At 59.7% G+C, this 17,975-nt stretch carries 19 protein-coding genes; 5 read left to right on the plus strand and 14 right to left on the minus strand.

Annotated features, from left to right (window positions below; translation table 11 throughout):
* Positions 1-17: 17 nt before the first annotated feature.
* From POF45_RS25175 to POF45_RS25195, 5 genes are all read right to left on the minus strand, one after another.
* Complete coding sequence (locus POF45_RS25175) at positions 18-1,007, minus strand: ABC transporter ATP-binding protein (protein ID WP_259501101.1); 990 nt, start codon at positions 1,005-1,007, stop codon at positions 18-20.
* On the minus strand, positions 1,004-1,804 hold the full coding sequence (locus tag POF45_RS25180; RefSeq protein ID WP_259501103.1) for an ABC transporter permease: 801 nt from the start codon (positions 1,802-1,804) through the stop codon (positions 1,004-1,006). The genes POF45_RS25175 and POF45_RS25180 overlap by 4 nt, the downstream gene beginning before the upstream one ends.
* Complete coding sequence (locus POF45_RS25185) at positions 1,791-2,627, minus strand: ABC transporter permease (protein ID WP_259503124.1); 837 nt, start codon at positions 2,625-2,627, stop codon at positions 1,791-1,793. Before POF45_RS25185 ends, POF45_RS25180 begins: the two co-directional genes overlap by 14 nt.
* Positions 2,628-2,632: 5 nt before the next feature.
* On the minus strand, positions 2,633-3,439 hold the full coding sequence (locus tag POF45_RS25190; protein ID WP_282316977.1) for an alkaline phosphatase family protein: 807 nt from the start codon (positions 3,437-3,439) through the stop codon (positions 2,633-2,635).
* A 179-nt stretch (positions 3,440-3,618) separates the two neighbouring features.
* Entirely contained in the window at positions 3,619-4,686 is a 1,068-nt protein-coding gene (locus POF45_RS25195; protein ID WP_259501107.1) for an ABC transporter substrate-binding protein, read from the minus strand.
* Positions 4,687-5,035: 349 nt separating this feature from the next.
* Between POF45_RS25195 and POF45_RS25200 the strand changes: the two genes are divergently transcribed.
* The 3 genes from POF45_RS25200 to POF45_RS25210 all read left to right on the plus strand — a co-directional run bounded on the left by POF45_RS25200 (position 5,036) and on the right by POF45_RS25210 (position 6,986).
* Positions 5,036-5,749, plus strand: coding sequence for a UTRA domain-containing protein (locus tag POF45_RS25200; RefSeq protein ID WP_282316978.1), 714 nt, complete (start codon positions 5,036-5,038; stop codon positions 5,747-5,749).
* Positions 5,750-5,863: 114 nt separating this feature from the next.
* Positions 5,864-6,436, plus strand: a complete 573-nt coding sequence (locus POF45_RS25205) for a chromate transporter (protein WP_259501113.1) — start codon at positions 5,864-5,866, stop codon at positions 6,434-6,436.
* A 1-nt stretch (position 6,437) separates the two neighbouring features.
* Positions 6,438-6,986 (plus strand): chromate transporter, encoded by a 549-nt coding sequence (locus POF45_RS25210; RefSeq protein WP_282316979.1) that lies wholly within the window; start codon positions 6,438-6,440, stop codon positions 6,984-6,986.
* A gap of 5 nt (positions 6,987-6,991) precedes the next feature.
* Here POF45_RS25210 and POF45_RS25215 read toward each other — a convergent pair whose 3' ends face one another.
* The 8 genes from POF45_RS25215 to minC form a co-directional block, all read right to left on the minus strand.
* Entirely contained in the window at positions 6,992-9,160 is a 2,169-nt protein-coding gene (locus POF45_RS25215) for a mechanosensitive ion channel domain-containing protein (RefSeq protein WP_259501127.1), read from the minus strand.
* Positions 9,161-9,237: 77 nt separating this feature from the next.
* Entirely contained in the window at positions 9,238-9,414 is a 177-nt protein-coding gene (locus POF45_RS25220; protein WP_282316980.1) for a hypothetical protein, read from the minus strand.
* A 156-nt stretch (positions 9,415-9,570) separates the two neighbouring features.
* On the minus strand, positions 9,571-10,860 hold the full coding sequence (locus POF45_RS25225) for a M18 family aminopeptidase (RefSeq protein WP_259501132.1): 1,290 nt from the start codon (positions 10,858-10,860) through the stop codon (positions 9,571-9,573).
* 70 nt (positions 10,861-10,930) lie between these two features.
* Positions 10,931-12,028 carry a hypothetical protein gene (locus tag POF45_RS25230; protein WP_282316981.1) on the minus strand — a complete coding sequence of 366 codons (1,098 nt, stop codon included), beginning with the start codon at positions 12,026-12,028 and terminating at the stop codon, positions 10,931-10,933.
* 48 nt (positions 12,029-12,076) lie between these two features.
* Complete coding sequence (locus POF45_RS25235) at positions 12,077-12,712, minus strand: RluA family pseudouridine synthase (protein WP_003223144.1); 636 nt, start codon at positions 12,710-12,712, stop codon at positions 12,077-12,079.
* 91 nt (positions 12,713-12,803) lie between these two features.
* Positions 12,804-13,058 carry a cell division topological specificity factor MinE gene (minE, locus tag POF45_RS25240; RefSeq protein ID WP_007898843.1) on the minus strand — a complete coding sequence of 85 codons (255 nt, stop codon included), beginning with the start codon at positions 13,056-13,058 and terminating at the stop codon, positions 12,804-12,806.
* Positions 13,058-13,870 carry a septum site-determining protein MinD gene (minD, locus tag POF45_RS25245; RefSeq protein WP_259501137.1) on the minus strand — a complete coding sequence of 271 codons (813 nt, stop codon included), beginning with the start codon at positions 13,868-13,870 and terminating at the stop codon, positions 13,058-13,060. Before minD ends, minE begins: the two co-directional genes overlap by 1 nt.
* 201 nt (positions 13,871-14,071) lie before the next feature.
* Positions 14,072-14,809 carry a septum site-determining protein MinC gene (gene minC, locus POF45_RS25250; protein WP_259501138.1) on the minus strand — a complete coding sequence of 246 codons (738 nt, stop codon included), beginning with the start codon at positions 14,807-14,809 and terminating at the stop codon, positions 14,072-14,074.
* A gap of 118 nt (positions 14,810-14,927) precedes the next feature.
* Between minC and POF45_RS25255 the strand changes: the two genes are divergently transcribed.
* Both POF45_RS25255 and POF45_RS25260 read left to right on the plus strand, forming a co-directional pair.
* A complete protein-coding gene (locus tag POF45_RS25255; RefSeq protein ID WP_259501139.1) occupies positions 14,928-15,860 on the plus strand; it encodes a lipid A biosynthesis lauroyl acyltransferase in 933 nt (310 codons plus the stop codon).
* 37 nt (positions 15,861-15,897) lie between these two features.
* Positions 15,898-17,058, plus strand: a complete 1,161-nt coding sequence (locus POF45_RS25260; protein ID WP_282316982.1) for a patatin-like phospholipase family protein — start codon at positions 15,898-15,900, stop codon at positions 17,056-17,058.
* Between the two features lie 108 nt (positions 17,059-17,166).
* Here POF45_RS25260 and POF45_RS25265 read toward each other — a convergent pair whose 3' ends face one another.
* Positions 17,167-17,958: an outer membrane protein OmpK gene (locus tag POF45_RS25265; RefSeq protein WP_259501143.1), complete on the minus strand. Its 792-nt coding sequence runs from the start codon at positions 17,956-17,958 to the stop codon at positions 17,167-17,169.
* Positions 17,959-17,975 lie beyond the last annotated feature (17 nt).

The following is a 17,975-nucleotide window of genomic DNA, read 5'->3' on the forward strand; positions in this document are numbered from 1 at the left end:
CAACATCAGCAAAGTCATCAGGCTACCTCACACAGGGCCGTCGGATCGATGGAAAGCGCCAGACGCTGACCATCGGGATGCAGATCGGCTGCCGAGCGGTTCAGCACATCAACCACCAATTCCACGCCCCGGGCTTCGACCCGATAGCGAATCACGTTACCCAGCAAACTGTGGCTGCGTATTTGCGCATCGAGCTCGCCATTGAGGCTCAGTTCGATGGCCTCCGGGCGAATCGCGATGCGCCCGCTGATCGGCCGTTGCAGCAACTGGGTGGCGCTGTCGGCGTCCAGCAGGTTGTAGTTGCCGATGAAGCCTGCGGCGAAGACATCGACGGGCGCGGTATAGAGGGTCTCGGCGTCGCCGCTTTGTACGATTTTTCCCTGATTCATCAGGAAAATCCTGTCAGACATGGTCAGGGCTTCTTCCTGATCGTGTGTGACGAAGATCGTGGTCAAGCCCAGTTCGCGCTGAATCTGACGGATCTGTTCGCGCAGGTGCTTGCGAATCCGTGCATCGAGTGCCGACAGGGGTTCATCCAGCAGCAACAGGCGCGGACGGGTCACCAGCGAGCGAGCCAGTGCCACACGCTGGCACTGGCCGCCGGACAGCTGGTGCGGGTATCGAGCGGCGAAATCATTGAGCTCCACCAGTTTCAACACTTCGCTGACGCGCTTGTGGCTGTCGTCGGCGTTGACCTTCTGCATGCGCAATCCGAAGGCGACGTTCTGCTCCACGGTCATGTTCGGAAACAGTGCATAGCTCTGGAACACCATGCCGATCCCGCGTTTCTGCGGACTCAAGGGCACGATATCGACGCCATCGAGCAGGATCTTGCCGCCATCCACCGGGGTCAGCCCGGCAATGCAACGCAGCAGTGTGGACTTGCCGCAACCCGATGGGCCGAGCAGGGTGACGAATTCGCCCTTCTGGATTTCGGTGTTGATGTCGCTGAACACCGTTGTCCCTGCGTAATTTTTTTGAAGGTGTTGGACGCTGACATAGCTCATTCGCTTTTGTCCTTGTTCAAGATATTGGCCGCCCAGGTCAGAACCAGCACAAAGAAGAAGTAGGAAATCACCAGCGCACTGGTGAAATGGCCGCTGCTGTTACGCATGTTGTTGAGGTAGACCTGCAGGGTTTCGTAGCGGGTGCCGACGAGGATGTTGGCGAACACGAACTCGCCGAACAGGAACGAGAACGACAGCAGCAACGCCACCATCAACCCCTTGCGCAAATTTGGCAGCACCACCAGGAACGCCGCTTGCCAGGTGCTGGCACCGAGCAGTTGGGCGGCGTCCATCAGGTCGCGCAGATTGATCGCCTGCAGGTTGTTGGTGATCGCCCGGTACATGAACGGCAGCGCCACGGTGAAGTAGCAACCGATCAGGATCCATGGCGTGCCGACCATCGCGAACGGCCCGGAGCCATAGAGCTGCAACAGCCCCACCGACGACACCACCGGTGGCACGGCGAAGGGCAGCAGGATCAGGATGTTCATCAGCGCGTCGAGTTTCGGGAAGTGGTAATGCACCACGAACAGCAGCGGCAGAATCAGCACCACCGACAGGATCAGCGAGCCGACGCACACCAGCAGCGACTGGCCAAATGCGTTGAGAAAGCGCGGGTCGCTCCACAGTTGTACGTACCATTTGAAGGTAAAGCCGCTGGGCAGAATGGTCGCCGACCAACTGCTGGCGATCGAATAGATCAGCGTGCCAAGCAGCGGCAACAACAAAATGGCAAACAGCAGGTACACCACGACCCGGTGATAGACACCGACGGGCCCCAATTCAGCGCGAGACATGGTAGCTCCTCTTCAACAGCAACTGATGCACGATGGTCACCAGGGTCATCAACGCCACGAGCACCACGGCCAGGGCACTGGCCATGTTCGGGTCCAGGGAAATGTCGCCGGAGACCATCGCTGCAATACGGATCGGCAGCACGTTGAAGTTGCCGGTGGTCAACGCGTACACCGTGGCGTAGGCGCCGAGGGCGTTGGCCAGCAGGATCACGAACGTGCCGAGCAGCGCCGGCGTCAGTACCGGCAAGCCGATGTGTCGCCAGAACTGCCAGCCATTGGCGCCCAGCAGTGCGGCGGACTCGCGCCAGTCTTCGCGCAAGGCGTCGAAAGCCGGGTAGAGCAGCAGCACGCCGAGGGGAATCTGGAAGTAGGTGTAGAGAATGATCAGACCGGTTTTCGAGTACAGGTTGAAATCCTGAATGATCCCGGCCTGTTTGAGCATGATGGTGAAACTGCCGTTGAAGCCCAGCAAAATAATGAACGCAAAAGCCAGCGGCACACCGGCGAAGTTGCTGGTCATGTTGGCGAAGGCATTCACGAAATTGCGCAGTTTGGAATCGACCCGGCGCAGGGAATAAGCGCCCAGTACCGCGATGATGATCCCGAATACGCTGGACCAGAAACTGATCTCCAGGCTGTACTGGATCGCTTGCAAATAGAACTTCGAGCTGAAGATCTTGCTGAAATTGGCAATGCCCCAGCCGAACTCTTCCGATTGCAGGCTGTTGATCAGCACCCAGCATAACGGGGCGATCTGGAACACGATGAAAAAGATTGCGAAGGGCACCAGGCACAAGGCGGCCAGCCATTTACCGCGCATCATTGACTTCACTTGAGCAGCTCCCGGCACACAGGTTTGTCGTGGGCCACACCCAGCAGTTCGCAGACGGTGCCGCAGAGTTCAGTCTGTTTCGGTGCGGCGCCAGCGTCGAAGCTGAACGCATTGCCGAGAACAAACAGCGGCACTTCGCGCTCTGCTGCCAACAGGCCGTTGTGGGAGCGGTCGTTGTTCATGCCGTGGTCGGCAGTCACCAGCACCTGATAGCCGGCGTCGAGCCAGGCTTGCAGGTAGTCGGCCAGAATGATGTCGGCCGAGCGGGCGCTGTTGCGGTATTGCGCGGTATCGAGGCCGTGCTTGTGCCCGGCGTCGTCGATGTTCATGGGGTGCACCAGCAGAAAGTTCGGCGTGTGACGCAGGCGCAGGTTCTCGGCGTCGGCGAACAGGTGCGAATCCGGGTAGTGGTCGTTCCAGTAGAAATGAGCGTGCTGGATCGGCAGTTGCGGGTCGTCGGTGTGACGGTCCCTTGCGGCCACGAAGGGCGAACGGTTATACAGCTCGCTGACCCAGTGATAGGCCGCCGCCGCAGTAACAAGGCCGGCGTCGCTGGCGTAGTGATAGACGCTGCGCTGGTTGGACAGGCGCGAGACGTTGTTGTGGACGATGCCGCTGTCGATCGGCGCAACGCCGGTCAGGATGCATTCGTACAGCGGTCGGGACAGGGCCGGCAGTTCGCACTCCAGTTTGTAGAGCGCCGCGCGTCCTGCGCCAACATAAGCCTGCAGGTGCCCCATGGCGTGGCGCGCAACCTCGTAATTGAGGCCGTCGAGCACGACAAGGATGACGTTGTGCTTCATAGGGGCAATGACTCCGGGAAACAGATTTCAAGTACACAACCAATCCCCCCTGTGGGAGCGAGCCTGCTCGCGAAGGCGGGGTATCAGTCAACACATAAGTTGAACGTGAATCCGATTTCGCGAACAGGCTCGCTCCCACAGTGGATCTTCATCAGATCACCCAGCGGGTGACCCATTCGTTATTGCATATTGACGATGACTTCTTCGTTCCACTTCTGTGGCAGGGCCTTGGAAGTCTTCTCCCATGCATCCGCGTCCTTGATCGGCGTGACTTTCTTGTATTGCTCGTTGGGCAGCAGCTTGGCTTTCACGTCTTCCGGCAAGGTCAGGTGTTCGGCGCGGATTGGACGAGCGTTACCACGCGCCAGATTGGTCTGGCCGGCGTCGCTGAAGATGTACTCACGGGTCAGCTTGGCCGCATTCGGGTGCTTGGCGTATTTGTTGATGATGGTGGTGTAACCGGAAATCACCGAGCCGTCAGACGGGATCAGCACGACGTAGTCATCCGGGTTGGCCATCTTGGCTTTGTAGCTAAGGCCGTTGAAGTCCCAGACCACGCCCACTTCCACTTCGCCTTTTTCCATGGTGGCGATGGTCGGGTTGGCCAGCGACAGGCGACCCTGCTTGGCGATCTCGGCAAACATCAGCAGTGCAGGCTCGATGTTCTTTTCGTCGCCGCCATTGGCCAGCGCGGCAGCCAGTACGCCGTTGGCTGCCTGAGCGGCAGTGCTCACGTCACCGATGGAGACTTTGTATTTGCCGGTCTTCAGGTCTGCCCAGCTTTTCGGTGCATCAGAACCGTGCAACAGCTTTTTGTTGACGATGAAGGCGATGGTGCCGGTGTAGGCCAGGGCCCAGTTGCCGTCCTTGTCTTTAGCCCAGTCCGGGACTTGCGCCCAGGTGGTTGGTTTGTACGGCTGGGTCACGCCTTGCTTGACGGCGATCGGGCCGAAGGCGGCGCCCACGTCACCGATGTCGGCGCTGGCGTTGTCTTTTTCAGCGGCGAACTTGGCCACTTCCTGGGCCGAGCTCATGTCGGTGTCGATGTGTTTGAGGCCATAGGTCTTGGCCAGGTCGTCCCAGGTGCCTTTCCAGTTGGCCCAGTCATCGGGCATGCCGACACTGTTGACTGCGCCTTCCGCTTTCGCAGCGGCTTCCAGGGTCTTTAAATCGGTATCAGCCGCCATGGCGGCGGTGCACATGGCAATGGTCGAGCCTAACAGTGATGCCAGGAAAAGCTGTTTCATCCGAAGCTCCTTTGGGCGTTATCAACGCTGCGATTGCGGTTGTGTTGGTCTAGGTCAGCAATACCTGAGCCAATTTAGGTGAGCTGGATGACACTTTGATGTCGGTGCCATCCGCGCCCACCGTTTTTTGGCTCGGCGATGGAGGGTGCGAGATAAGCGTAGACCATCACCAAAAGCCCTGTTTGCAAGGACTTGGCCGCTTATTTGCAGTGTTGTTTTCAGGCCGTTCGGCGGGTTTGTCATCGATCAGTCATATGTATTGCCTAGGCTTGCAATACGTTTCAGGACGCGCCATCCGGTGTCGTTCTGCCCCGAAACAGTGCTGGTCTAGTCCAGATAGGTAACGTTGATGCGCGTCGAGACAACCAAGGCAGTGACAACCATCGGCCAAGTACTTCGGGAACAGCTCGACCACGGCCTGTTGGCGGCCGGCAGTAAACTGCCGGCCGAGCGCAAACTCAGTGAGTTGTTCGGCACCACGCGAATCACTGTGCGCGAGGCGTTGTTGCAACTGGAGGCGCAGGGGCATATTTATCGCGAAGAACGCCGTGGCTGGTTCGTGTCGCCACCGCGCCTGGCCTACAACCTGATGCAGCGCAGCCACTTTCACGCGATGGTCAGTGCGCAGGGCCGAGTGCCGTCCACCGAAGTGATCTCGGCACGCTTGCAACCGGCGTCGGCGGCGGTGTGTGCCTGGCTGCAATTGCCGGCGTTGTCGAGTGTGATCCAGATTTGCCGGGCACGGCGCATTGACGGGCGGCTAGTACTGTATGTAGAGCACTACCTGAATCCGCAGTTTTTTCCCGGGATCCTTGAGTTCGATTTGAATCAGTCAATTACCGAGTTGTATGCACGCAACTACGACTTGCACTACGGCCGGGTGCGATTCGAAATTGTACCTACGTCATTGTCGGCGGATGCGGCGGCGGCTCTACGGGTGTCGGTGGGCAGCCCGGGGTTGCGTATTGCCCGGGTCAACTACGATCAGCATGAGCGGTTGATCGACTGTGATCTGGAGTTCTGGCGCCATGATGCGATTCATGTCGGAGTGGATGTCGCCTGAGGCCAGGCAACTGAAAATATCCGCTACAAAAAAGAACGCATGATTCCGGTGGCAACGGCGCCCCGCTAAACTCTCTTGGCCAATCTCCCGATGCCTTTTTCTGCAGGGTCTGCCATGCCGACGCCCGACGCTTCTCTCGACGCCCCCGTCCCCAGTTTGTGGCAGCTGTTCTACAACTTTGTCTGGGTCGGCCTGTGTGGCTTTGGCGGAGTCATGCCCTGGGCCAGGCAGATGATGGTTGATCGCCGACGCTGGGTCAGCGAACAGGAGTTCAATGAACTGCTGAGCACCGGCCAGTTTTTCCCCGGCCCCAATATTGCGAACGTCGGGATCATCTACGGTCGTCGACTGCATGGCTTGCCGGGGGCCTTCGTCACTGTCTGTGGCTTGTACCTTTTCCCTTCGCTGATCACCGTGCTCGCCGGGTTCGCCTACGCCAAGTGGTGGAGTCATGCGGTTGTACAGGAGGTCTTTGGCGCGGTGATGCCGATTGCTACCGGCTTGATGCTCGGCACGACGCTGCGACTGCTCAAGGCCATGCCCCGCACCCTGGCCAATTACAGTGCTTTTGTCCTGACTTTCGTATTGATGGCGGTGCTGGTGCTGCCGCTGTGGAGTGTATTGCTGATCTGCATCCCCGCGTCCCTGGCCTTGAGTTTCATTGGCAGCGCCAAGGCGGCCAACTGATATGCAGAGCATCCTGCTGCACCTGATGATCCAGTGCGCACTGTGGTCGCTGATGTCCATTGGCGGCAATACGGTCGCGCTGAGCGATATTCACCGCTACACCGTCACCGACATGAACTGGATCACTGACGGCCAGTTCGTCGCCTTTTTCGCCTTATCCCAGGCGCTGCCGGGGCCCAACGGCATGTTTCTGGTCTTTATCGGCCAACAGGCCGCTGGCGTGCCGGGAGCGATGGTTGCGCTGCTGGCCAAGCTGCTGCCTTGCTCGGTGCTGACGTATGTCGGGGCAGGCTGGCTGCAAAGGCACAGCGAAACGCCTTGGGTGCAACGGGTCAAACGCAGCCTGGTGCCGATTTCCATCGGGCTGATCCTCGCCGCCAGCTACATTCTGATCCGCAGCCTGGAAACCAGCGCCCCGAGTGTGCTGCTGACCCTGGCCAGTGCGGCGGTGGTGTATTTCAGCCGGATCAATGCGATCTGGCTGATTATCTTCGGCACTGCGCTGGGGCTGTTGAGTGCATGGCTGGGGGCTGGCTGGTTTCAGGCATGAGGTCTTCACTCATGGCTGCTTTCCTTTTGCGCGCCGCCGCCAGCGGTGATCACTTGCACGCTCATCCGCGGCGTCGCCAGATCCAGCCCGGCTTCATCCAGATGGCGCTTGAGTGACAAGTTGAACGCCCGCGACACTTCCCACTGCTTGATCGGCGCGGTCTTGAACCGGGCGCGAAGAATGGCGCTGCCGGACTCGAAACTTTCCACGCCCTGAATCTCCAGCGGTGACCAGATGTTGCGTCGTTGCAGCGGATCGGTGCGCATTTTCTGGCCGACTTCACGCATCAGTTTGATCGCATCGTCGATCTCCATGTTGTACGGCACCGCCACCCGGAAGATCGCGTAGCCGAATTCCCGGGAGTAGTTCTTGATGCTTTTGATTTCGCTGAAGGGAATCGTGTGGACGATGCCGTCGATGTCGCGCAGGCGCACCGTGCGGATGGTCAGGCCTTCGACGGTGCCCAGGTGGCCGCCGACGTCCACGTAGTCGTCGATGGCCAGGGAGTCTTCGATGATGATGAACAGACCGGTGATCAAATCCGCGACCAGCGACTGCGCACCAAAACCGATGGCCAGGCCGATCACGCCGGCACCGGCCAGCAGTGGCGTGACGTTCATGCCCATGTTGGCCAGGGCGACGATCAGCGCAATGATGAAGATCGCCACGAACAGCACGTTGCGGATCAGCGGCATCATCGTTTGCGCTCGGGCGTTGGCCAGGCCTTTGCGTGAGCGGGTGAGGGCGTGGTGCACGGCGGTGTCGCTGAGAATCCAGATCAGCCAGGCGAAGATCAGTGTCCCGCCGAGGCTGAACAGCTTGACGCTGACTTCATGGCCTTCGCCTTCGGTGAAGGCAATCAGCGACATGCCCCACACCCGCAGGCCGAGTTCGATGAATGTCAGCCAGACCAGCAGATGCGCGAGGGTGTAGAAGAAGCTTTTCAGGCGCTCGGAATACAGCGCATGGCGTTTCACGCCCCGTTGCGGTTTGAGCGAATGGCGGCGTACCAGCCCGTTGATGACCATGCACAACACCAGCAGCACGGTGCAGATCAGCGACTGACGCAGCGCTGTGCTGGTGTCGCCGGCCGAGAAAAAAGTCGCAAACAGCGAGATGCCCACCAGCACCAGCGCCGGCAAATACCAGAAGGTCCCGAGAATATCGATGGTGTCGCTCAGGGCGCGCCGGGTCAGGCGTCGGGACAGCGGCTGGTTGCGGATCAAGTGTGCGATGGGGCGTCGGAACCGCAGGATAAACAGACCGGTGGACAGCGCCGCCAGCACATTGGCGAGCGTTGCGGCAGTGTGGGCCAAGTGGCTGCCGAGGCTGTCGACCAGTCTTGGATCGCTGATCGCCTCGCCGAAGGCCGCGAAGCTGCCGATCAGCCACAGCGGACGAAAGGCCTGATGGCGCAGGATATACAGGGCGCGGTGACGGTGCGGGCCGTCGAGTACGGAAAACGCGATCACACAGATTGCCGAGAAACAGGTGCCGACCACCAGCGCATAAGCCAGCACCATGGCCAGACTCTTGCCCAATGACGAGGGCAGGGCGTAACTCATATAGACGGTAATCACCAACGCGATCAGCCACGGCCCGAGCTTGCGCAAGGCGAAGCGCAGCATGTCCAGCGCCTTGGGGTGTTGCGGCAGTTCCTCGGTCAGCCCGAAACGCATGCGTACCCGATGGCCGAGCCAGATCAGCGCGGCAGCCAGCAAACTCCAGACCATCAGAATCATCGCGAAGCCGAAGATGATCGGCAGCCATTCGTTGCTCGGCACGATCAATGCCGCGAGTTCATCCTTGGCCAGGTCAAACTCTTCGGACCAGCGGGTGATCGGGCTGTCGGCTCCGGAAAACTGCTTTTCGAAACTGGCCAGCGTGCCGCCGATCAAGCCGAGCACACCTTCTTCGGGCGTCGCCTGGGCTTTTTTGGTGACGTCACGCAGCTTTTTCAGGTCCGCCAGCAGTTTGGTTCGCTGTTGATCGTTCTCCAGGGACTTGATTACTTCGTCCAGCGATTGCCCCAGCGGTTCTTGCGCCTCGGGTTGGGTTTTGGTCTGACTGGTAAGCAGCCCCGGCAAGCTGACTGCCTGCGCAGGTGCCATCGGCAGCAACGTCATGAGGCAGACAAGGAGTAAACAGGGCAGGGCGAAAAGACGAGCGAACACTAGGCGGTCAACCTCGGGATGAGCGGATCGACCGAGTGTACGAGCCCGTCAAAATCAATGCGAGCCGCGACGCGGATTTATTCGTTGAGTTTGGCGAGGATCTTGTAAACGACAGTGGCGAGGATCAGCAGCATGCCGACCCACATGGCGAAGACGCCGGCGTTCTTGTCACGGAAATTGAAGCCGACGGCGAGCAGGACCATCCCGCATAGAATCGGAATCAGCATGGCGTGGAACGAAGACATCGAAATCATGGTGACAGCCTTGTCGTAGGGGGTATTTGAAGTCTAGGTGGCTTTTGGCGAGCGGGGGTGATGTGGATCAGAAATCAGCCGCCTGCATCCATCAGCGGCTGAACCGGCGCCTTCGCGAGCCGGCTCGCGAAGGCGTTGCGACGAAACTTCAGAGGGCTACGGCAACTCGCGGCAGGCGTAGAACGCGCTCAGCACTTTGACCAGGTGTGCCAGGTCATGGCTGCCGCACAGCTCGCGGATCGAGTGCATGGCGAACGTCGGCAGGCCGATGTCCACGGTGCGCACGCCCAGGTGGCTGGCGGTGATCGGGCCGATTGTCGAGCCGCAACCCATGTCGCTGCGGACCACGAAGCTTTGCACCGGCACTTCTTCGGCCATGCACAGATGGCGGAAAAAGCCTGCGGTTTCGCTGTTGGTAGCGTAGCGCTGGTTACTGTTGACCTTGATCACCGGGCCGGCGTTGAGTTTAGGGCCGTGGTTGGCGTCATGCTTCTCGGCGTAGTTGGGGTGTACGCCGTGGGCGTTATCCGCCGAGACCAGCAGGGATTTCTGAATGGTGCGTACGAACTCGTCACCTTCAGGCAACAGGCGACGCAGGGTTTGTTCCAGCATCGGGCCATCGGCACCGCACGCCGAGCAGGAGCCGACTTCTTCGTGGTCGTTGCACACCAGCACGCAGGTTTCATCGGTTTCGGCGTTCAGCAGCGCTTGCAGTCCGGCGTAGCACGACAGCAGGTTGTCCAGGCGTGCGCCGGCAATGAAGTCGCCATGCAGACCGATGACTGCTGCGCTTTGGGTGTCGTAGAAGCTCAACTCGTAGTCGAGTACCACGTCAGCGTTCAAGCCATGCTCGCGGGCGAGTTGATCGGTCAGTACGGCGCGGAAATCCACTCGCTCGTCACCGGCGAACTGCGCAAGGATCGGCGGCAATTCAGTCTGGGCATTGATCGCCCAGCCCTGATTGGCTTCACGGTTCAGGTGAATGGCCAGGTTGGGGATGATCGCAATCGGCGCCTTGAAGTCGATCAGCTGGCTTTCGACCTTGCCGTCGCGGCGGAACGTCACGCGGCCGGCCAACGACAAATCGCGGTCGAACCAAGGCGCGAGCAATGCGCCGCCATACACTTCGACGCCCAGTTGCCAGAAGCCCTGGCGTTGCAGTTCCGGCTGCGGCTTGACGCGCAGGCACGGGCTGTCGGTGTGGGCGCCGACCAGGCGGATACCGCCGTGCAGCGGCGAGTGGCGGCCCATCTTGAAGGCGACGATGGAGGAATCGTTACGGGTGACGTAGTAACGACCGTTGGCCTCGGTGGTCCAGGGATCGCGCTCGTCAAGCCGCACAAAGCCCGCCGCTTCCAGGCGCTGAACAAGGCTGGCGGTGGCATGAAACGGGGTAGGGGAGGCCTTGAGGAAGTCGATCAGGCCTTGGTTCAACTCTTCGCGCATAAGAAGCTCCAGACAGCAGTGGCGGGAGTTTAACGTATTGATCGCAGGCTTTGGGCATGACGTGAGTCGGTCACGTCAGCACCCGATTTTTCAAATACTTCATGATCACCCGTTCATCTTCGGTCTTTTGCGGCTTGGGCAATTGCTCTGGCCAGTGATGATGAGTGTTCAGCAGTTTTTTCTGACGGGTTTTGTCCCAGCGCAGAATCTCTCGTGAAGCACATTCCCACCATTCGTGCCGGCAGACATCGTAATACGGATCGGCGGGGGCGGCGCTGCCATAGAGCAAGTCGCGGCCGACCTTTCTCAGGGGGCCGCGCTGATTGCGCAGCTTCCATTTGATTTTCAGTCGATGCCAGGCTGACGGGAAAGGTTTGCTGCGTGGCACGTCGCGGCACAGCTCGACCAGCTCCTGGCTGAACGCTTCACCGTGCTGCGAGAAAAAGTACGCCTGCATCGCGTGGAAAAAGCGTTTTTCGGCGAAGTAGTGATAGACGTATTTTTTTGCCTCGGTCACGGGTTTGCCGCACATCGCGAACGACAGGGCGATCTGTTCGATGGTGTGGATATCGAAACCGCCACGGGTCCATTCGTCGATCAGTTTGATGGACTCGTCGAATAGCGGGCTGTCCTGGTCGGTCACCCCGCACAGGCCGCTGTTGTAGAGTTTGAAACCGTTTTGCCGGTCTATGCCGTGTGCGCTCAGGCAGCGGCCAAGTCGCACGTAATCCTGACGATCATAGACGTCCTGCCAGTTGTACTCGAAGCGGTCCATCAGGTACTGACCGGGCTGGATTCGCTGGAATATCTGGCTCGGGTCGCAGATGAACAGGGTGTCGGTGTCGACGAACAGGGTCTTTTGCGCGTACTTCAGGCCCTCGGCAATGGCGCAGGCCTTGCGGCGGTGGTGATAGCCGTTGCGGCCTTGCCACAGCGTCAGGGTTTCCTCGCTCAGGAATACCGTTTCAACCGGCCAGCCGGCATAGTCCTCGGGGCGATCAGTGAGGATTCTGATGCTCGGCATCGTGCCGGCCTTGCCATGAGACAGTGCGGTCAAAATGCTGAATTTGGCTTCGCGACGATAAACGTCCTGATTGCCATAGATCAGATAAAGCAGTTGCTGCCGGGTTTTCTCGACAGGTGTTACCAGGGACTCGGAACAGCTCATCCGGACTACATCCTTTTCGTTAAAACGCACCTTGCACTCGGGCAGGGTTTAAAACGGTGCAGGGCACTCGAAGCGCAGGCGTTCACCGGTTTGTGGGTGAGTGAAGCTCAGCATGCTGGCATGCAGGCACAGGCGTGGCCAGGCGGCGAGGGCCTGTTCGTGGGCATAGAGCCCATCGCCCAGCAGGGGGTGGCCAATGGACAGCATGTGTACGCGTAATTGATGGGATCTGCCAGTGATGGGGGTCAGTTCCACGCGGCACCAGTCGCCGCAACGCTCCAGTACGCGCCAGAAGGTCAGGGCGTGTTTGCCGAATTCATGGTCCACCACATGGCGTGGCTTGGTCGGCGGGTCGTAGCGCAAGGGCAGGTCGATGCTGCCGCTGTCCAGTTCCGGTTGGCCCCAGGCCAGGGCGGTATAGGCTTTTTCGGTTTCGCGATCATGAAACTGCCGAGACAGTTCGCGGTGCGTGTCCGGGTCACGGGCCAGCAAAATGATGCCGGAGGTTTCCCAATCGAGCCGGTGGACGATTCGCGCTTCGGGGTAGCCGTTTTCTTGCAGGCGGGTGATCAGGCAGTCCTTGTTGTCATCGGCCCGGCCAGGGACTGAGAGCAACAGGGTCGGTTTATCCACCACCAAAACGGCGGCGTCCTGATGAATGATGCGGATGTTGGACAACGGCATTAAAACAGCCTCGTAACAAACGCCAACGGCGGGTCAGGTCCCTTTCTTCAACAGAAGGGACCTGAGCCGCCGTGGCTCCAGCCGGATCGACTCAGCGATCTGGCAGGGTGATATTGAGTTCCAGAATCGAGCAGCTGCCCTGGTTTTCCAGAGCGACGTGCACATCATCGGACCCGATATTGACGTACTTGCGGATCACCTCGACCAGTTCCTTCTGCAAGGCTGGCAGGTAGTCCGGCGTACTGCGCTGGCCGCGTTCATGCGCCACGATGATCTGTAGACGCTCTTTCGCTACCGACGCGGTGCTGACCTTTTTGCTGGCACGAAAGAAGTCAAAAAGATTCATTATCTACCTCCAAACAGGCGCTCGAAGAAGCCCTTCTTCGTAACATCGAGGAAACGATGCTCCACGGTTTTGCCCAGCAGACGATCAACGGCATCGCTGTACGCCTGACCGGCGTCGCTCTGGTCGTCGAGAATAACGGGCACACCCGAGTTGGAAGCTTTCAGTACTGCCTGGGATTCCGGAATCACGCCCAGCAGGGTCACGGCCAGAATCTCTTTGACGTCTTCGACGCCCAGCATTTCGCCGTCGCTCACGCGTTGCGGGTTGTAGCGGGTCAGCAGCAAGTGTTCCTTGATCGGGTCCTCGCCCTTTTCAGCGCGGCGGGACTTGCTGGCCAGCAGGCCCAGCATGCGGTCCGAGTCACGTACCGAAGACACTTCCGGGTTGGTCACGACGATCGCTTCATCAGCGAAGTACATGGCCAGGTGAGCGCCTTTCTCGATACCCGCCGGGGAGTCGCAGACCACGAACTCAAATTGTTCCTTGAGCTCCATCAGGACTTTTTCCACGCCTTCCTGGGTCAACGCGTCTTTGTCGCGAGTCTGGCTGGCGGCCAGCACGTAGAGGTTTTCCAGGCGCTTGTCTTTGATCAGGGCTTGCTGCAGGTTGGCTTCGCCGTTGACCACGTTGACGAAGTCGTACACCACGCGGCGCTCGCAACCCATGATCAGGTCGAGGTTACGCAAGCCGACGTCGAAGTCGACGATCACTGTTTTGTGGCCGCGCAGAGCGAGGCCGGTACCGATAGCGGCGCTGGTGGTGGTCTTACCCACACCACCCTTGCCGGATGTAACCACGAGAATCTTGGCCAAGGTGTTTCACCCCTAAGGAAAAAGGACTTTTAGCCCCTGAAAAACATCTCTTGAAAAACTACTGCAGTCGGACAGCCTTGGCTGGAATCCGGTCCTGGGCGGGGTTTACGTTGGGTAAACACTGCTTTTGGCCTTTTTCCCACTTCGTTTGAGCCGTTTTCGCTACGTTTTAGAGATGCTTGGAAAATGCGGCAGTATCCGTTAAAGCCGAATGATGTTCAACACGTCGCCCGACAGGCTGACCTGCACCCCGGCACCCCATAACGGGTCGCGACGCAGGTCTTCGGAAACCTTGTAATGCCCGGCGATGGAGATTAGTTCAGCGCTCATTTGCTGACAGAAAATTCTGGCCTTGGTGTCGCCTTTTACGCCGGCCAGCACGCGACCGCGCATAGGGCCGTATACATGGATATTGCCATCGGCGAGAAGTTCCGCGCCCGGACTTACCGACGAAATGACCACCAGATCGCCACCCTGGGCATAAATCTGCTGCCCGCCGCGTACTGGCGAAGTGATGACCTTGGTCGGTTTGATGGTCGGTTCCGGTGGTTTTTCCGGCTTTTTCGCAACGACGCCTTCGGTCGGGTCCAACGGACGCTCGCGAGCGCCCGATGGCGGCAGCACCGGCAAATCCACGGCGATGGCAGCAGCGATGTCTTCGATGCGGCTGGCGCGGATCGCCAGGGTACGCAGGCCGTGCTGGCGGCATACGCGCATCAGCCCCGGCAAGTCGACCGCGCCTTCGCTGGCCGGGAGTTTGTCCAGGGCCAGGACCAGCGGCGCATTGCTGAAGAAGTTCGGCGCCTGGGCAACCTTGGCGGCCAGCTGCCGATCAAGGTTTTCGAGGTCGTTACGGGCCAGTTCCAGCACCGTAATGGCGAGCATGCTGCCCTTCAACTGGAACACGGGCTCTTGGTCTAGCGATTCGGTTTGGCTCATGGTCGGCATACAACGGCTTGTCACTAAAAGTGCCGAGACTTATAACGAGAACGCCCGCGAGCCGCAAGCCGGGTCGAACGATGTAGAATGCGCGGCCATTGTCTTGACGGAAGCTTTAATGGATCGCCCGCGTTTTCGAGCAGCATTTCTTTCTCCGCGTTTCTGGCCGCTGTGGTGCGGGCTGGGGCTGTTGTGGCTGATTGTGCAGTTGCCGTATCCGGCGTTGCTGTTTGTCGGCCGCGCTCTGGGTGCGTTGATGTATCGGGTGGCCGGCGACCGACGGCGCATTGCCAAGCGCAATCTGGAGCTGTGCTTCCCGGAAAAAACCGCCGTGGAGCGCAAGCGTCTGCTCAAGGAAAATTTCGCCTCCACCGGCATCGCCTTCTTTGAAATGGCCATGAGCTGGTGGTGGTCGCGTCAGCGGCTGGCGAAGCTGGCGCACGTCGAAGGCCTGGAACACTTGAAAAAAGCCCAGCGCGACGGCAAGGGCGTGATTCTCATGGCCCTGCATTTCACCACGCTGGAAATCGGTGCGGCGTTGCTCGGTCAGCAGCACACCATCGATGGCATGTACCGCGAGCATAAAAATCCGCTGTTCGACTTCATCCAGCGTCGTGGCCGCGAGCGGCACAACCTCGATTCACTGGCGGTGGAACGTGACGATGTGCGTGGCATGCTCAAACTGCTGCGCGCAGGCCGTGCGATCTGGTACGCACCGGATCAGGACTATGGCGCCAAGCAAAGTATCTTCGTGCCGCTGTTCGGCATTCAGGCCGCGACCGTGACCGCCACCAGCAAGTTTGCACGGCTGGGCAAGGCGCTGGTGGTGCCGTTTACTCAAGAGCGTCTGGCCGACAACAGCGGTTATCGGCTGGTGATTCACCCGCCGCTCGACGGTTTTCCCGGCGAGACCGAAGAGGCGGACTGCATCCGCATCAACCAATGGGTTGAAGGCGCCTTGCGTGATTGCCCGCAGCAATACCTCTGGGCCCATCGCCGCTTCAAGAGCCGCCCACCGGGCGAGCCGAAACTGTACGCCAAGCGCGGCTGACCCCGCGTTTTTTCCTTAAGCACCATGGAGTGTTGCGATGAGCCCAGCTGAACCGGTTACAGGATTGATTCTTTCCGGCGGCGGGGCTCGGGCGGCCTATCAGGTGGGTGTGCTGGCGGCAATTGCCGAATTGCTGCCGCCGGGGGCGGACAACCCTTTTCCGGTAATCGTGGGCACCTCGGCCGGGGCGATCAACGCCGTCAGCCTGGCCAGTGGGGCGATGGATTTTCGTGGCGCCATCGAGCGTCTGACAGCCTTCTGGCAGGGCTTTCGCAGTCATTTGGTATTGCGCAGCGACTGGCCCGGCGTCATCCATCAGGCCAGCCGTTTTGTCAGCCACAGTTTGCTCGGCCTCGGCGCGCATGTGCCCGTAGCGCTATTGAACAGTTCGCCGTTGCGCGGACTGCTCAGCGACAAGCTGCAAATGAACGGCATCGCCGAGGCCATCGCGCAGAAGCAATTGCACGCGGTGGCGGTGACGGCGTTCGGTTATGAGTCCGGTCAGGCGGTGACCTTCTATCAGGGGGGCCGCACCATTGATGCCTGGCTGCGCCACCGGCGGATCGGCATCCCGACCCAATTGTCCGTCGAACATCTGCTGGCCAGTTCCGCCATTCCCTTGCTGTTCGCGCCGGTGAAAATCGGTGAAGAATATTTTGGCGACGGGGCGGTACGGCAGTCGGCCCCGATCAGCCCGGCCCTGCACCTGGGCGCGAGCCGGGTGCTGGTGGTGGGCGTCAGCGGCAACCCGCGCGGCGTGGATCCGCAGCAGCCGCTACAGCGCACCTACACCGGTCAGCAGCCGACGCTGGCGCAGATCGGCGGGCACATGCTCAACAGCACCTTCATTGACAGCCTGGAAAGCGACATCGAGTTGTTGCAGCGTCTGAACCAGTTCAGCCACCTGATGCCCGCTGGCACGCCAGTCCGTGAACTGGGCGTGGCGCCGGTGGACGTGCTGGTGATTTCGCCGAGCCAGCCGATTGATGAAATCGCTGCGCGCCATCGTCAGGAGTTGCCGGCAGCATTGCGCCTGTTTCTACGCGGACCGGGTGCGACCAAGACCAGTGGGGCGGGGGTGTTGAGTTATCTGTTGTTCGAGTCTGGGTATTGCAGCGAGTTGATTGATCTGGGGCGCCGGGATGCATTGGCGAAGAAGGAAGAGTTGTGCCGGTTTCTGGGAGTTAACGGGGCTTGAGATTGGCGGTGCGGCTATCGCCAGCAAGCTCGCTCCCACATTTGATCGCATTCTCATGGGAGAACACCATCACCTGTGGGAGCGAGCTTGCTCGCGATGCTTTTACGATCAGAAGTGGAACTTGACCAGGAAGCTCGTCACGTTCTGATTGGTCGTGAACGCACGGGTGTCATCAATCCCGTACTTGTCTTTCCAGTAGTCGTATTCCACACCCACATACAACTGCTTCGCACCGAAATTCAGTGCCTTGCCCAAGTCGTATTTGACCTGCGGGTTGAAGTGCAGGTTGGCGTGGTAGTCGCCACGGGCGTTGGTGTCGTTGTCGACCACCCAGTCCATGTAGCCATCGATCAGCACGCTCGAATCGCCGACCGGGATGGTGTAGGACCAGACCGGGGTGATTTGCCAGACATTGTTGCCCGGACGGTCGCCATCGGGGTGACGCTGGTAGAAGTTCAACTGGAAGTAGTCAAAGCCAGGGATCGCCAGGTCGAAGCCAGGACCGATCAGGTAGGACTCGACATCGCCTTCACCAAACTCGTACGTCATCGCCAGCAGCACGTCTTTGATCGGGCCGAATTCGATCTTCTGGTCCAGCACCTTGCCCAGCGAAATACGCGGGCTGAACTCACCGTAGGTGGAGTTCGGGCCGGAATGGGCGTCGTCCTTGCCGTTGTAGAAGATCTTGTCGACGAACAGGAAGTTATCCCCGTATTTCCAGGCGTCGGCGTGCTCGAAGGTGATGGTCTGCTGGATGGCCGGGTTGACCTTGAAGTCCTTGCCGTAAAGGTAGGTCAGGCTGTTGTTCTGCCACAGCAGCAGGTCGCCATCGCCGGCCATCGCCTGGCCGCCGGCCAGCAAGGATCCCGCGAGCATCAGGCTGGTGCACGTACGTTTCATTCGGTTGCTCCCAAAAA

It is taken from the genome of Pseudomonas fungipugnans, assembly GCF_029955235.1.
Classification (GTDB): domain Bacteria; phylum Pseudomonadota; class Gammaproteobacteria; order Pseudomonadales; family Pseudomonadaceae; genus Aquipseudomonas; species Aquipseudomonas fungipugnans.